Below are 14,781 nucleotides of genomic sequence, written 5' to 3' on the forward strand. Positions count from 1 at the left end.
TCCTAAATATTGGGCATCTTATTTGGAAACAGTAAGATGAATCCACTCTAATTCGGGGAACGCTTCGATCAAGAACGATCATGCCAATCCCGAGCCAAGTCTGTTTTGAATTTAACAGAAAGGTGTAGAGACTGTACGGGTGGTACCTACGGAAATATTTCTACGGTAAAGAGACAGTCCAGCTTACAAACATTGATTGTCAATTTCACAATCAATGGCGATGAAAATCGTGGTGAGATGAATCCTGGGGCCGTGGGTTCGAATCCCGCCGCGGACACCATTTGAATATGCCAGATGTTGCCAATTCCTGACAAATTCCTTGTTTTTCCTAAAAAATCCATATTTATCTATCATATTCTTGCCAGTTCATGACAGATTATGCGATAAAAAGTGGGTGCAAAAGTGGGTACAAATTCAAGGAAAGTGGGTACAAATTATCTTAACCGATTCAGAACGTTCAGTTGGATAGAATGGGAATTTATATCCTTGAATATTTTTTGGTTAAATAAAATTGGCAAGATTAGTTTAGTGATAATAATTATTTGATTGCCTAATGACAGCTGGTTATTATATTTTTAAAGGAATCTGTTCTTATCTGGATCAAAAAAGATTTTCTTAATATTCAAATGGAATTAACGTATAATGTAATAGTTTGAAATCAATAAATTTATATTATGCTGCTAAATTACAGAACGTTTTTAATAATCTTATTTTTTTACATAACTATAATAATAGCTATCGTTTTTTTGGGTAGTCGCAAAAAGATTGATAATGCTGATTTACTTGTGGTTTTTGGTACCAAAATTAATGAGGATGGTACTCCAAGTGCTGGATTGAAAGCACGTTTAGATGAGACGGTGTTTGTATATCGTAAACATGTGGCCTCTTTAATTTTTGTTAGCGGGGGATTGGGAAAAGAAGGATATAATGAGGCTAAGGTTATGGCCGATTACTTACTTACCCAGAATATACCCCGTGAAGCGGTTATTCTTGATGAAAAAGGGGTTAATACAAGAGCAACTGTCAGAAATGTGTCTGAATTATGCACCAAGCAACATTTTAAATCAGTTATTGCAATATCTCAGTATTATCATCTACCCAGAATACAACTGGCTTTTAAACAGGCTGGCATGCCATTGAAAGGTCAATCTGCTCCGCGTTATAATTCATGGCGGGATATTTTTTTCTTTGAATAGAGAGATAGTAGCCTATTTGTTTTACTGGTTAAAATTAAAATAATTTTTGAAAATTGCGGGTATGCAATAATGATCATCTGAAAATTTTTATAATAATTGCATTACATTTTTTCCAAACCGTTTTCGGAAGAGAAAAATTACAATAGAGCTTGTATTGCCTTACCGTCCATGATAACGCATCCTCGTGAATTAACTCTCCAATAGTGTAAATCATTAATCCATTTTCATAGCCAATAAAAATGCAGACATCATGTTCTTTTACTGTTTTCCGTGGATGAACAACAATTACATCGCCAACACGGAATAGGGGATACATAGCATGATTGCCGATTATAATTCCAAATGCATCTTTTTCAAGGTTAACCAGATGGGGTCGTGGAATATATTCTACAGGTGTATTTGTAATTAAGAAATAATTGTCAAGTTCCTTGATGGTGGCGAATATAGGAATGTCACTGTTTATTTTTTTCAAATAATTTGATGTCGATTTATGTTCATTTATGACATCATGAATATTTACCGTATTTATATCGCTATTGATATTTTCCTTGTGATTGTTGGAATGGGTCAATTCAAAGGCTCTTTTATTTTGATCTTTGTTAAGATCAGGATCCAGGTCAGCTATATTTACGCCCAATGCGCTGGCGATATATGGCAGATATTTGCTGCGTTTAATTCTGCCTTTTTCAATACTGTTAATTGTTTGCTGTTTACATCCTACAATATCAGCTAGGTTTTCTTGTGTATAGTTGTTTTTCAAACGATACCGTTCTACATTTTTACCTATAATATTTTTGTATCGTTTTTCATTATAATTGATCATAAAGATCAATTTATTTATTTTTCTCTAAAAATCTCTACTTTTTTTATTGTAAAAAACAATTTTATTTGTATTAATTACTATGTTTACTATTTAATGTTTTGTAATAATGATAATTATAAATATGTTAATAATTTAAAAGAAATATAATTATAAAAGGATATAAAATGACTGAAAAATTATTTTTAAAAAAAGTATGTATTGATTTTGACCCTTTCCAAAAAAATAACCGTTTGGCAATTGTTCCGTATATTGATGAGGATATTAACGAATTGCAAAAAGAGCTATGGATTGAATTAATGTTAGGATCCTCACCATTATATATTCATTTTAAAAATATATCTTTTTGTAATAATCAGGCTATTTATGAGGCTGATGCTTATACAAATAATCGTCCTAAGACACAGGTTTATTGTGCCTCAACGATTGGTGAATAAATTATAATATTCAAATAAACATTATTTGTATGTATAGCTGTTTTATATCAAAATCTTATACCATTCGTTGGTTGAAATAGTATATATAAAAGGTTTATTGAAAATTTATATATACTATTATTTTAATATAGTAATCTATTCTTTTTATTAAAGAATTATTAATTATAATAAACAAATAATTTATATTTTAATTTATTTTTTATTATTGATAATAATTATATTGAATATAATTTATTATTTATGTATTTCACTCTTATAATTATTGCCTCAATTAGTTTATTTACTTTTGTTAAATAATAATTTAATGCCTGAAATTATTGAGTGAATATTTTAATGAATAGACGATCGTTAGTTTTTAACGCTATATTGATCTATTGCTTAAGCTTTTTATGTTTAAATAACAAGGCTTACGGTTTTGGTAATAACCAGTATTATAATTCATTGCAATATCAAGGATATCGTCAAAGGCAGGAGTTAATGGATATGGAATTGCCTTTATCCAACGATATTTCTGTTAATCAGGGCGAGAAATTCAAGCCTCAGATCAAGGGTTGTGTAAAAATCAATAATATTGATATTGAAAATCCGTACAGTCTTTCAAAAGAAAAAATAGACCATATCATTAAAAAATGGAATCATCGTTGTTTAACTGTTTCGGATATAAATACAATCCTAAATATTTTAAATCAGGCTTATCTTAAAACCAATTTTTTGACGACAAGGGCATACCTGCCACAACAAGATTTATCTTCTGGTCATTTGCGTATTGTTATTATTGAAGGCAGGATTGAAAATTTCAATTTTACAGGAACTCCTGAACGATTTCATGAAATGACGGCTTTTCCATGGATTGCTGGTAATGTTTTGGATCTGAATGATTTGAAACAGGGACTGGATAACATGAATCGTTTACCTAATTGGAAAACCTCATTAAAAATCAATAAAGGTCATCAGGATAATACTTCTATTGTTGAGGTGAAAACTCCAAAAGCGGGTTTAATTCATGGCAAGGTGAGTACGGATAACAATGGGCAAAGCATTTCAGCCAGAACGATAGGTCGATCGAATTTTATTGTTACTGATCTTTTTGGTGTATTAGATATGTGGTCATTTGAATATGATCATTCGTTGAATAATCGACAGAGGTTGGGACATAACTCGTTTTTTTCCATGGAGGGTTCCGTTCCAATGGGTCCGTGGTTATTATGGTGTGGATGGTGGCGTTCAGATGATATGTATCATGATGGACCAAAAATCGCGCTGCATCGTGAAGATGTAACACAGAAGGATTTTCATGTTGGAATTTCCAGGGTTTTAACCAGGGATTTAATTGGTGTAACTTCTTTAATTATTTCCTATCAAACAAAATCCTTCATGAATTATAGAAATCATATTCGTGAAAATTATAAAAGCGCACGTTTGTCAATGCTAAATATAACTTTAAGTGAATATACAAAATTGTGGGATCGGGTATGGTATATTAACCTGGGAACTAAAATTGGATTAAATGGATTAATGACCAAGACCTGGATAAATAATTCAGGAAAATATGCACCACATACGCGATTTGTTAAATTTATCATGGATATACAGGGAGATCAGCCTATAACAAAATCGTTGACTTGGCACACTTTTGTGCATGGTGAATATAGCGACAAAAGTCAATATGATAACGAGCAGATGCAGATTGGGGGACCATATACAGTAAGGGGATTTATACGTCAGAATTTGGCTGGTAATGCCGGTGTTTATATTCGGAACGATCTTTCTTGGACTTTACCAACGGATGATATGCATTGTGGAGATTATCAGGCTTTTTGCGATTTTTTTCTGGATAAGTCAGAGCTTTACGGTTCTTTGGATGCAGGAATGACACGAGCCGTCTATGCTACCCCTTATCATGTTGACAAGCCAAAAGTCGGTAATATCGGGAGTGGAGGAATAGGGCTAAGAAAAAAAGATGGAATTTTTATGTGGGATGCATCGGTGACGCATGCCTTTACCCCGTCTATTCTTGCGCCAGAAGGATGGATTGCTGGTTTTGCGTTTGGTATAAGCCTTTAAATTTTTTTATAGATTAAGAATTTTCTTTAAAATATCATTGTTAAAGATGAATTTAACAAGATAAATGGATAAAGGAAATATATGTCTGCAGCCTTGACCCAGACCGAATTGATTGCTGTGTTGGTATCAATTATAGATTATATGCCTTATGTTATGACAATTCATAAGGGATCAACGCTTCCATCTGGTTCTTTTGAGCCGGGACATCAAAGTTTACAAGCTGGATTGCGCGCTTGGATTCATCAACAAACACGTTATCCCGTCGGTTTTTTGGAACAACTTTATACTTTTGCCGATCAAGACCGCATATACAATCAACCTCAAGTTCGAACCATTTCGATTAGCTATCTTGGACTTGTGCGTCATCAAGATTTCAGTCTAAACGAAACGGAATGGCATGGTTGGTATGAATATTTTCCATGGGAAAATGAATTAAAACCAGCTGTAAAAAATATACGAGAAACAATAATCGGGGCTTTATATGAATGGCAGAGCCGGAAAACGGAAGATACGGAACAAACAAAACGTCGTATTGAATTTTTATTTGGTCTCAATGGATATGTCTGGAATGAAGATCTTATTTTACAGCGCTATGAATTGTTATATGAGGCAGGCATGGTTCCGGAAGCAGGGAATAGATATCTAGAAAGGAAAGATTTTGCTGGTCAGGGTATGTTTGCTGATCATCGACGGATTTTAGCTACAGCAATTGCGCGGTTAAGGGCACAAATCAAATACAAGGCCCTGGTATTTGAACTAATGCCGACAGAATTCACTTTGTTGCAATTGCAAAAAACCATTGAACGTATCATAGGGCGTTCTTTGCACAAGTCTAATTTTAGGCGAATGATTGAACAACAGAATTTGATTGAGGAGACCGGTCATATTACTGACCAGTATCGTGGCAGACCAGCAAAACTTTTTAGGTACCAAAAGTCAATTGTTGATGCCAGAGCAATGTCCGGATCAAAATTGCCATTGGTAAGGAATTGACATTCTTTGTATTTTAGGGATAGAATGGCATATATATACTCAAGTTGAGTATAAAAGGAGAGTGACATGCGGCAGGGACTACCTGATTATTTAGAAAATAAACTGGGCAGAATTGCTGCTGCCCCGGAACGAATGAGTTTAACAAAAAAAATTCAACGTGTTAACCAGCTAAAAAAAGAACGTAATGCGGTTATTCTGGCACATAATTATCAAATTCCAAAAATTTTTCATACAGTTGCTGATATCGTTGGGGATAGTCTTGCTTTGGCACGGGAGGCTGAAAAAATTGACGCGGATGTCATTGTTGTGGCAGGCGTACATTTTATGGCAGAAACGACAAAATTACTCAATCCTGACAAAACAGTTCTTATTCCCGACTTGAAGGCTGGTTGTTCTTTGGCTGAATCTATTACGGCAGAGAATGTCATGGGATTACGTAAGAAATATCCAGGTATTCCTATTATTACGTATGTGAACACTTCAGCGGCGGTTAAAGCGGCTTCGGATATTTGTTGTACATCCGGAAATGCCAAAAAGGTTGTTGAAGCGCTTGGAGTTCCGAGGGTCATCATGATTCCTGATGAGTATCTGGCAAAAAATGTTGCAAAACAAACCAACGTCGAGATTCTGACATGGAAGGGGCATTGTGAAGTTCATGAAAGATTTACATCACGGGAAGTCAAGCAGTTGAAAGCTGAATATCCAGAGGCTGCAATTCTGGTGCATCCTGAATCCCCTCCTGAGGTGATTGAAGCGGCTGATTTTTCTGGATCTACGGCTGAGATGTCAGATTTCATCAAGCAAAAAAGATCTGATGAAGTGATTTTGCTGACTGAATGTTCAATGAGTGACAATCTGGCAGTAGTACATCCAGATATCAAATTTATTCGTGTATGTAATCTATGTCCTCATATGCAGCGTATCACATTGGATAATATTTTGACTTCGTTGGAAGAAAATAAATATGAAATCACGATTGATCCATCTATTGCTGATAAGGCACGCCTTTCCATCAAAAGGATGTTGGAAATATGAAAAACATTATGCAGTCACCTGTTGTCGTGATTGGCAGTGGATTGGCTGGATTAATGACGGCATTACAACTTGCGCCATTGCCGGTTTTGCTTTTGACGCAGGGAAAGATAGGACAGGAGACATCCAGTATTTATGCGCAAGGTGGAATTGCGGCGGCCAGTCATGAAGAGAAAGACAGCTCCGCGCATATAGAGGATACTTTAAGGGCTGGAGCGGGATTATGTGATCAAAAAGCTGTCGCCACCATATTGGACGATGGAAGAAAGGCAATTGAAGTATTGGAGAAATATGGTGTTGTTTTTGATCATGATCGCCATGGCAGGCCTAGGCTCGGGTTAGAGGGTGCACATAGTCATCGGAGAATTTTTCATATTGATGGAGACGCTTCCGGGCGGGGTATTATCAAAGCGTTGACAGAGACGGTCTTGCGAACCCCCTCAATAACTGTAATGGAAAACACCATTGCGGTTCGTCTTCTAAAGGATAAAAATAAAATAAGGGGAGTAATAACCCAAATAGAAGGTCAATTCAGGTCAATCGTGACATCCACTATTGTGTTGGCCACCGGTGGTATTGGTGGGTTATTTGAGGAAAGTACAAATCCTCTGCAAAATTATGGTCAAGGTCTGATTTTGGCGGCTGATATTGGTGCTGTATTAGCTGATCTGGAATTTATTCAGTTTCATCCAACCGCACTTGATGCAAATATTTTTCCAAAGACTTTAATCAGCGAAGCGGTTCGTGGGGAAGGGGCTGTTTTGGTTAATAGTGATAACCAACGTGTTCTGGCCAATACAGAAGGACAGGAATTGGCACCCCGTGATGTTGTGGCAAGAGCAATTTATCATCAGACTATTCAGGGTAAAAAAGTTTATCTTGATGCCAGAAAGGCTTTAGGAAAAGGTTTCAAGACACGTTTTCCAACCATTGCACGGTTATGTCATCAAGTCGGTATTGACCCTTCAATGGATTTGATTCCTGTCAAACCCGTTGAACATTTTCATATGGGGGGCATTATGACAAATTTGAATGGAGAAACAACGGTAAAAGGTTTGTGGGCAGTGGGTGAGGTTGCTTCTACGGGTTTACATGGAGCAAATCGTTTGGCCAGTAATTCACTGCTGGAAGCTACAGTTATGGCCATGCGGGCAGCCAAGGCAATTTTGGATAATCATCCTTCCACTCAAAGCAATGATAATGAGATAGGTGAAACTGGGATTGTGATTTCTGACCGTTTACCTATTGTAAAAAAGATAATGCAGAAAGATTTAAATATCATTCGAGATGAGGATGCTTTGAGATCGGCAATTCGGCAGTTTCTTACCCTGGTTAATGAACATGATGATAAATATGTACTTAATCCAGAACAAATTGCCCTGATGATAGCAGTGAGTGCGTTCTTGCGGAAAGAATCTCGAGGGGCACATTATCGACAGGATTATCCTGCTACGCTTGAAAAAGCCAATCGATCTTTCATCAGTTTTGATCAGGCATATCAGTATGCCAAGACATTGTGATGTTATTATATGAAATTTGTTTGTATATTATAGATTTATCAGAATATAGAGGTTATTATGACGATTCCAGCTTTGCCCCATATCCTAATTGAACCCATTATTCGCAATGCGTTATTGGAAGATCTAGGGTTGGCTGGGGATATAACCACTAATGCAGTTATTGATGAAAATCACCACTCCAAAGTGGCGATGGTTTCGAGAGAGACTGGTATATTGTCAGGAGTGGATATCGCTTCAATGGCTTTTACCTTAATTGATCCATTAGTTAATGTAGATTTAAAGAAAAAGGATGGAGATATATTAAAGCCGGGAGATGTGATAGCAATTATTGAAGGGTCATCCCGTGCAATTCTGACAGGTGAGAGAACTGCCTTGAATTTCATGAGCCATCTATCTGGAATTGCCTCGGTAACTCATAAGATTGTCAAATCTATTGAAGGAACCAAAACACAAGTTGTTTGTACGAGAAAAACAACACCAGGCTTACGCCTGATGGAAAAATATGCCGTGCGGTGTGGTGGTGGAATGAACCATCGTTTTGCCTTATATGATGCAGTTTTGATTAAAGACAATCATATTGCAATCGCGGGTGGAATACGTAAGACGCTTGAACAGGCTAAAAAAAATGCAGGGCATATGGTTAAAATTGAAATAGAAGTGGATACGCTGGATCAATTAAAAGAAGTCATGGCATTGGGTGTTGATGCCGTTTTGCTAGATAATATGGATCCTGAAACTTTAAAAGAGGCGGTTGCGATTGTTAATCAACGTGCCATCATAGAAGCTTCGGGGCGTATCAATCCCGATACGGCTCGGATAATTGCTGAAAGCGGTGTTGACTTGATTTCTGTAGGTTGGATAACCCATAGTGCACCTATTCTCGATATAGGACTTGATTTTATTTCGTGATAGATGAACTAACAAAAGCTTTCCAGTAATGGAAAAGGATCATTTTATGCAAATGGAGGAATTCATTACATACTGTCAGGCCGGACATTCCATTTCCACTAACGAAAAAGAATTGATGCAGCTGTTATACCAATGTGCCTTTGAAGCGCAAAAAATAATAATGGAATTAAACAATAGCTTTCATACGCAAAAAGAAATCGTTGATATTTTCAGTAGTCTGACAGGAAAAACTGTAGATTCATCTTTTGTTTGTTTTCCTCCTTTTTATACTGATTTCGGTAAAAACATTCATATTGGTAAAAATGTATTTTTTAATACAGGATGTTCTTTTCAGGATAGGGGAGGAATCTTTATTGGTGATCACAGTGCTATAGGCATGAATGTTACGATTGCTACATTAAATCATGGTTTGGATATAAGAGATCGTGGTACGACATATCCATCTCCTGTTAAGATTGGAAAATATGTTTGGATAGGCTCCAATGTCACAATTTTGCCTGGTGTTACTATTCATGATTTTTCAATAATCGGTGCCGGTGCTGTTGTAACTAAAAATGTACCCTCTAAAAGTGTTTATGCAGGTGTGCCGGCAAAATGGATAAAAAATATTTAGAAAGATATATATGATGCATCTACCGCCATTGACCATAAAATTATTGAACAAATTCAAAATAACTGAAAATTACAATTTTGTATTATTGAACAGGAACACAATTCATTCTTTTTACTTTTAGCAAATTACAAGCCTGTAAGGCTGTTGCATAGCTTAATCCTCCTAATTTGGCTCGGTATAATGTTTTTCCGTTTTTCTGAACGGTTTCAATATTTGGATACGCCAGGACCAGTAAACTGGCGGCTTTTTGTTTTGCGATTGCAATTGCGTGATTAGCTAAATCTGCAGATGTAAAAGCTCCAACCTGAATATTCCAGTTACCTTTTGTTGATATATAATAATGTCTACTGCTAGGAGAGGTTCGAATAATAGAAGGGGCTTTGGGTTTTGTTGAATAATAAGCATTGGATGAGGTTGAATTGTTATGGACATTTGCATCATATGCAGGATGATAATTGGATGGAACAATCATGATTGGAGGTTCATTGGCATTGTCTGATGCAATTGCATGTTCATTATCTTTGACAATGAATTTTTTAAGTTCGCTTTTACTTTCAGAAGGCATAACCTGTGCTGTTGTAACCATTTGAACGGGGCTATAGGTTTTCGGTGAGTAATAAGCCTCGAGTGGTAATGGGGTACGAGTATTTTTTTTGGCGTAAGGTCCGCCAAAAATTGCAAAAGGTCCACTCATAGGTACTGAATTCCCCAGATTGGGAGTGACGGAAATCATGTAGTTTTTGGTTGCCTTTGGCAATGCGGTTCCTCTTTTTAGATAGGCATCCAAAGTTCCAGGTCCACCATGGTAAGCTGCAACAAAGCCGGGGGCACCGTATTTATTATATAAGGTGCGGATATATCCTGTTCCAGCCATGATATTATCATGCGGATCATATACGTCATTTCCCAAATTATAGCGTTTTGCTAAATCTTTATAAGTTGTTGACTTGATTTGCATCAATCCCTTTGCTCCATGAGGTGAAGTGACTGGTCGTTTGTTATAATATTGATATCCTCTCGTTTCCTGTAAAATGATGGCCCGTATCCATTGATCAGGAACATTGAAACGTTGTGAGGATTGATTGATATATGGACCCCAGGGATCAAGAGGGGGACCCGGAGGGTTCCATTTTTTAGGATAGCCAGGCATGAAATTGCTATATCGTGAAGAAATGCCTCCTTTTCCATTATAAGAATGCTTTCCTCCACCACAGGCAGAGAGGCAAAGCAGGGAAAACAAAAGCAAAAATTGCATTGGAACATAAAAATTTTTGCGAATTGTTTCCTGCATGGTTTTTTGATTTCTTTGAAAAATACCGACTATAAAATTTAAGTTTCAGATGGTAACAGATATAATCATTTTTGTTAAAAACTATTCTATGATATTTAGTCAGAAATTGGAGATTATACAGTTTATTTTGAGTATTTCAGGTCGACATTGGAAAGGATATTTGTTTGGATAGCTGAATAAAAGCATCAAGATAATTAGTTAATTGGTCGGCCTTGCGTATTCCAATAAATAACTGTTTTGGAATTCCTTTTTTTCCCAGTTTGACAGGAAAGATTTCAAAGCGTTCTTTGTTTTCCTGTACCAACCAATGTGGTAGAGCCGTTACGCCTCGATTATTTTCAACCATTTGTAAAATTATATCCGTTGTTTCAATTGTTTTATGACGACGTGGCATTATACCCTTTGGTGCCATAAAGAGACTATATATGTCCAGTCGAGTTGATTCTACAGGATAAGTTAAAAGAGTTTCTGAGGACATTTGTTCTGGAGTGATATACGGTAAATTTCTGAAGGGATGTGAAGGTCCAACAATTAAGATCTGTTCATAATTAAAGACAGGTTCAAAATGGAGATCAGACTTAATAATCGGGTCAGGCGTTATTAAGATGTCTATTTCATAATTCAGTAGCGCCCCTAAACCACCGAATTTAAATTTTTGTTTGACATCGAGTTCAACCTGAGGCCACTGTTTCAAGTAGGGTGAGGTAACTTTAAGCAGCCATTGATAACAGGGATGACATTCCATGCCAATCTTTAGACTGCCAATACTCCCCTGCGCAAATTGTTTCAATTTTGATTCATTATGTTCGATCTGAGGTAATATGCGATGGGCCAGCGTCAATAATTCCTGTCCCGCCTGAGTTAGCTGCATGTATTTTCCCTCCCGTCGCCATAGGCTGACCTGCAAATTTTGTTCAAGTTTCCGAATGGCGTGGCTTAAGGCGGATTGTGTCAAACACAAATTGACAGCCGCGGCAGTCATTGATTTTTGCGTTTCGATTTCCTGAATGATTTTTAAATGAATGATCTCAATCATGAATGCAAGATTATATCCTATGAATAAAGTTAATGGATCGATGAAATAATATCATTTTATTTTATGTTGTTATCTGAATAGGGTGTTTAGAGCAAAATCTGATGTTGAATAGGCAAGTAAAGGAATAAAAAATGGTAACAGTACATAATCTAGGATTTCCTCGAATTGGTGTAAAGCGTGAATTGAAATTTGCGCTTGAAGCGTACTGGCAAGGAAATATTTCCTCAGGTGAATTGGAACAAACAGCCCAAAATTTACGGCAGTGTCATTGGCAGAATCAAAGTAAACTCGATCTTGTTCCTGTTGGGGATTTTTCCTATTATGACCATGTTCTGGATACAAGTTTTCTTTTTGGTAATATTCCATCACGTATTCAACAACAGCAAGGGGAAAAATTAGATCATTATTTTCAGGTTGCACGTGGACGTTCGGGTGGAAAAAATTCTTGTCTTTGCCACGTTGCGGCAGGTGAGATGACTAAATGGTTTGATACAAATTATCATTACATTGTACCGGAATTCACAAAGGATACACGGTTTGTTTTAAATAGCCAGATTTTACTAGATCAATTGAAGGAAGCGAAAAAGAAAGGTTTAAAAACAAAAGTTGTATTGTTAGGACCAGTAACCTATTTATGGTTGGGAAAAGAACAGGATAAAAGCGACAAACTAGCTTTGTTGCCTGCACTTTTGGAACAATATCAAGCATTATTGCAAGAGTTGGCAGAACAGGGGGAAAGCTGGGTTCAACTTGATGAACCAATTTTGGTGACAGAGCTTGCAGAAGAGTGGAAAAAGGCACTTGTTTCTGCCTACAAGGTTTTGAAACAGGCACCAATCTATATTTTGTTGGCAACATATTTTGGAAAGTTAAAAGAAAATATAGCTTTATTGCCAGAATTGGGGGTGCAGGGGTTCCATATTGATGCCATAAATGCGCGTGATGAAATTCCTGCCATAATTAAACAGCTAAAAGATAAACAAGTCCTTTCATTGGGAGTTGTTAATGGGCGTAATATCTGGAAGACGGATTTGAATGCTATGCTTGAATGGCTAGAGCCTATCTATGCTATATTAAAAAAACGATTGTGGCTGGCCCCCTCATGTTCATTATTACATGTTCCTGTTGATCTGGAACGTGAAAGTAAAATGGATGCGGAAATTCGTTCATGGCTTTCTTTTGCGATACAAAAGCTTGATGAAATTATTGTTTTGGCTAAAGCTTTAAATGAAGGAAGAGAGGCAGTAAAAGAGGCGTTATCTAGTAACCAGGCTTGTCTGGATAACAGGCGTCAGTCAAATAGAGTTCATAATGATCAAATTAAAAAACTATGTCAGTCGATAACATCGGAATTGGGAAACCGGAAAGGTGCCTATGCCGATCGTATGGAATTACAGCAAAAAATCTTGAATTTGCCATTGTTGCCAACAACCACAATTGGTTCATTCCCGCAAACTCAGAATATACGCCAGATTAGAAGTCAATTTCGTAAGGGTGAACTTTCCTTGAATGATTATGGCAATCATATGAAAGAGGCGATTGCTTATTGTGTCGAACAGCAGGAATCACTGGGATTGGATGTTTTGGTTCATGGCGAGCCAGAACGGAATGATATGGTGGAATATTTTGGTGAATTGTTACAAGGATATGTTTTTAGCCAACAAGGTTGGGTTCAATCTTACGGTTCCAGATGTGTAAAACCCCCGATTATCTTTGGAGACATTAGTCGTCCTGAACCAATGACGGTTGAATGGATTACTTACGCCCAATCTTTAACGGCACAACCGATGAAGGGCATGTTGACGGGACCTGTAACCATGTTGAATTGGTCATTTGTAAGAGATGATCAACCACGTTCGGAAACCTGTTATCAATTGGCTATGGCGATACGTCAAGAAGTGTTGGATTTGGAAAAGGCAGGTATTCGCATTATTCAAATTGATGAGGCAGCTTTACGGGAAGGATTACCCCTGCGTCGTTCAGAATGGCAAAGATATCTGGACTGGGCAATTCGGTCTTTTAGAATAACAGCGAATGGAGTAAAGGATCAAACGCAGATTCATACCCATATGTGTTACTCGGAATTCAATGATATTATTGCTGCTATTGCCCAGATGGATGCTGATGTCATTACAATTGAAACCTCACGTTCTCACATGGAGCTGTTAAAAGCGTTTGAGGAATTTGAATATCCAAACAGCATCGGCCCAGGTGTTTATGATATTCATTCTCCCAATATTCCAACAGTAGAATCAATTGTTCATTTAATTCATCAGGCTGAAAAATATATTCCTGTTCAAAGGTTATGGATTAATCCAGATTGTGGCTTGAAAACACGTCAATGGTCAGAGGTTATTCCTTCATTGAAAAATATGGTACAGGCAGCGCAGATCTTGAGAGAGGAATATAAAAAAAAACACATTAATTAGTATCGAAAAGGACTGATCAATAAAAGATCAGTCCTTGATTGTTATTTAATATATTTCTAAAAATATATCGGAAGGATTGAAAGTAATTTTTTTGGCAAATTGAATAATAATAGATTTTGTTTTATGATTAACTATATTTAATGGTTCAATGTTATTTTCCTTTTTTAAGGAGGGGAGTAATTATGACTAAATTAACATCAAAACAACGTAAATCTTTACCAGATCAGGAATTTGCATTGCCTGATGAGCGTAAATATCCCTTGGATACAAAAAACAGAGCAAGGAATGCCAAAGCAAGGGCGTCTGAGGAATATCATAAAGGTAATTTAACAAAAGAACAGGAAGAAACCGTTGATCGTAAAGCTGATCAGGTTTTGAAAGAGAAATAATATACGGAAGAATAAACCATATAGGGTTATAGATATTGGTTAATTATCGATT

The 14,781-nt window shown here is 36.6% G+C and carries 14 protein-coding genes; 11 read left to right on the top strand and 3 right to left on the bottom strand.

Annotated elements, in window-relative coordinates; all coding sequences use genetic code 11:
* Positions 1-105 precede the first annotated feature (105 nt).
* Together H3T57_RS07245 and H3T57_RS07250 are read left to right on the top strand one after the other, a co-directional pair.
* On the top strand, positions 106-285 hold the full coding sequence (locus H3T57_RS07245; protein WP_155564986.1) for a hypothetical protein: 180 nt from the start codon (positions 106-108) through the stop codon (positions 283-285).
* A 461-nt stretch (positions 286-746) separates the two neighbouring features.
* Positions 747-1,196 (top strand): YdcF family protein, encoded by a 450-nt coding sequence (locus H3T57_RS07250; RefSeq protein WP_198193723.1) that lies wholly within the window; start codon positions 747-749, stop codon positions 1,194-1,196.
* A 73-nt stretch (positions 1,197-1,269) separates the two neighbouring features.
* On the opposite strand, the gene H3T57_RS07255 is transcribed toward H3T57_RS07250, so the two are convergent.
* Positions 1,270-2,019, bottom strand: coding sequence for a helix-turn-helix transcriptional regulator (locus tag H3T57_RS07255; RefSeq protein WP_198193724.1), 750 nt, complete (start codon positions 2,017-2,019; stop codon positions 1,270-1,272).
* Between the two features lie 164 nt (positions 2,020-2,183).
* Here H3T57_RS07255 and H3T57_RS07260 point away from each other — a divergent pair, with 164 nt between their 5' ends.
* The 7 genes from H3T57_RS07260 to H3T57_RS07290 all read left to right on the top strand — a co-directional run bounded on the left by H3T57_RS07260 (position 2,184) and on the right by H3T57_RS07290 (position 9,584).
* The gene (locus H3T57_RS07260; RefSeq protein WP_110439398.1) at positions 2,184-2,453 is read left to right on the top strand and encodes a hypothetical protein; all 270 of its coding nucleotides are present in this window, start codon (positions 2,184-2,186) and stop codon (positions 2,451-2,453) included.
* A gap of 333 nt (positions 2,454-2,786) precedes the next feature.
* Positions 2,787-4,517 (top strand): ShlB/FhaC/HecB family hemolysin secretion/activation protein, encoded by a 1,731-nt coding sequence (locus tag H3T57_RS07265; protein ID WP_198193725.1) that lies wholly within the window; start codon positions 2,787-2,789, stop codon positions 4,515-4,517.
* A gap of 81 nt (positions 4,518-4,598) precedes the next feature.
* Complete coding sequence (locus H3T57_RS07270; RefSeq protein ID WP_122123065.1) at positions 4,599-5,510, top strand: NrtR DNA-binding winged helix domain-containing protein; 912 nt, start codon at positions 4,599-4,601, stop codon at positions 5,508-5,510.
* Positions 5,511-5,576: 66 nt separating this feature from the next.
* A complete protein-coding gene (gene nadA, locus H3T57_RS07275; protein ID WP_198193726.1) occupies positions 5,577-6,545 on the top strand; it encodes a quinolinate synthase NadA in 969 nt (322 codons plus the stop codon).
* A complete protein-coding gene (locus tag H3T57_RS07280) occupies positions 6,542-8,062 on the top strand; it encodes an L-aspartate oxidase (RefSeq protein ID WP_198193727.1) in 1,521 nt (506 codons plus the stop codon). Before nadA ends, H3T57_RS07280 begins: the two co-directional genes overlap by 4 nt.
* Before the next feature lie 57 nt (positions 8,063-8,119).
* Positions 8,120-8,971 carry a carboxylating nicotinate-nucleotide diphosphorylase gene (nadC, locus tag H3T57_RS07285; protein ID WP_198193728.1) on the top strand — a complete coding sequence of 284 codons (852 nt, stop codon included), beginning with the start codon at positions 8,120-8,122 and terminating at the stop codon, positions 8,969-8,971.
* Positions 8,972-9,017: 46 nt separating this feature from the next.
* The gene (locus H3T57_RS07290; protein ID WP_198193730.1) at positions 9,018-9,584 is read left to right on the top strand and encodes a DapH/DapD/GlmU-related protein; all 567 of its coding nucleotides are present in this window, start codon (positions 9,018-9,020) and stop codon (positions 9,582-9,584) included.
* An 82-nt stretch (positions 9,585-9,666) separates the two neighbouring features.
* Here H3T57_RS07290 and H3T57_RS07295 read toward each other — a convergent pair whose 3' ends face one another.
* Together H3T57_RS07295 and H3T57_RS07300 are read right to left on the bottom strand one after the other, a co-directional pair.
* Complete coding sequence (locus H3T57_RS07295; RefSeq protein ID WP_198193732.1) at positions 9,667-10,875, bottom strand: lytic transglycosylase domain-containing protein; 1,209 nt, start codon at positions 10,873-10,875, stop codon at positions 9,667-9,669.
* 136 nt (positions 10,876-11,011) lie between these two features.
* Positions 11,012-11,911, bottom strand: a complete 900-nt coding sequence (locus H3T57_RS07300; RefSeq protein ID WP_198193734.1) for a LysR family transcriptional regulator — start codon at positions 11,909-11,911, stop codon at positions 11,012-11,014.
* 131 nt (positions 11,912-12,042) lie between these two features.
* Here H3T57_RS07300 and metE point away from each other — a divergent pair, with 131 nt between their 5' ends.
* Together metE and H3T57_RS07310 are read left to right on the top strand one after the other, a co-directional pair.
* Entirely contained in the window at positions 12,043-14,340 is a 2,298-nt protein-coding gene (metE, locus tag H3T57_RS07305; protein ID WP_198193736.1) for a 5-methyltetrahydropteroyltriglutamate--homocysteine S-methyltransferase, read from the top strand.
* A gap of 182 nt (positions 14,341-14,522) precedes the next feature.
* The gene (locus H3T57_RS07310; RefSeq protein WP_110439407.1) at positions 14,523-14,729 is read left to right on the top strand and encodes a hypothetical protein; all 207 of its coding nucleotides are present in this window, start codon (positions 14,523-14,525) and stop codon (positions 14,727-14,729) included.
* The last annotated feature ends 52 nt before the right edge of the window (positions 14,730-14,781 follow it).

Source organism: Commensalibacter sp. W6292M3, assembly GCF_016101315.1.
Classification (GTDB): Bacteria; Pseudomonadota; Alphaproteobacteria; order Acetobacterales; family Acetobacteraceae; genus Commensalibacter; species Commensalibacter melissae.

Coding starts and splice junctions, on each gene's coding strand:
- H3T57_RS07255 (WP_198193724.1), bottom strand. CDS start 2,019: ATGATCAATTATAATGAAAAACGATACAAAAATATTATAGGTAAAAAT.
- H3T57_RS07260 (WP_110439398.1), top strand. CDS start 2,184: ATGACTGAAAAATTATTTTTAAAAAAAGTATGTATTGATTTTGACCCT.
- H3T57_RS07265 (WP_198193725.1), top strand. CDS start 2,787: ATGAATAGACGATCGTTAGTTTTTAACGCTATATTGATCTATTGCTTA.
- H3T57_RS07270 (WP_122123065.1), top strand. CDS start 4,599: ATGTCTGCAGCCTTGACCCAGACCGAATTGATTGCTGTGTTGGTATCA.
- nadA (WP_198193726.1), top strand. CDS start 5,577: ATGCGGCAGGGACTACCTGATTATTTAGAAAATAAACTGGGCAGAATT.
- H3T57_RS07280 (WP_198193727.1), top strand. CDS start 6,542: ATGAAAAACATTATGCAGTCACCTGTTGTCGTGATTGGCAGTGGATTG.
- nadC (WP_198193728.1), top strand. CDS start 8,120: ATGACGATTCCAGCTTTGCCCCATATCCTAATTGAACCCATTATTCGC.
- H3T57_RS07290 (WP_198193730.1), top strand. CDS start 9,018: ATGCAAATGGAGGAATTCATTACATACTGTCAGGCCGGACATTCCATT.
- H3T57_RS07295 (WP_198193732.1), bottom strand. CDS start 10,875: ATGCAGGAAACAATTCGCAAAAATTTTTATGTTCCAATGCAATTTTTG.
- H3T57_RS07300 (WP_198193734.1), bottom strand. CDS start 11,911: ATGATTGAGATCATTCATTTAAAAATCATTCAGGAAATCGAAACGCAA.
- metE (WP_198193736.1), top strand. CDS start 12,043: ATGGTAACAGTACATAATCTAGGATTTCCTCGAATTGGTGTAAAGCGT.
- H3T57_RS07310 (WP_110439407.1), top strand. CDS start 14,523: ATGACTAAATTAACATCAAAACAACGTAAATCTTTACCAGATCAGGAA.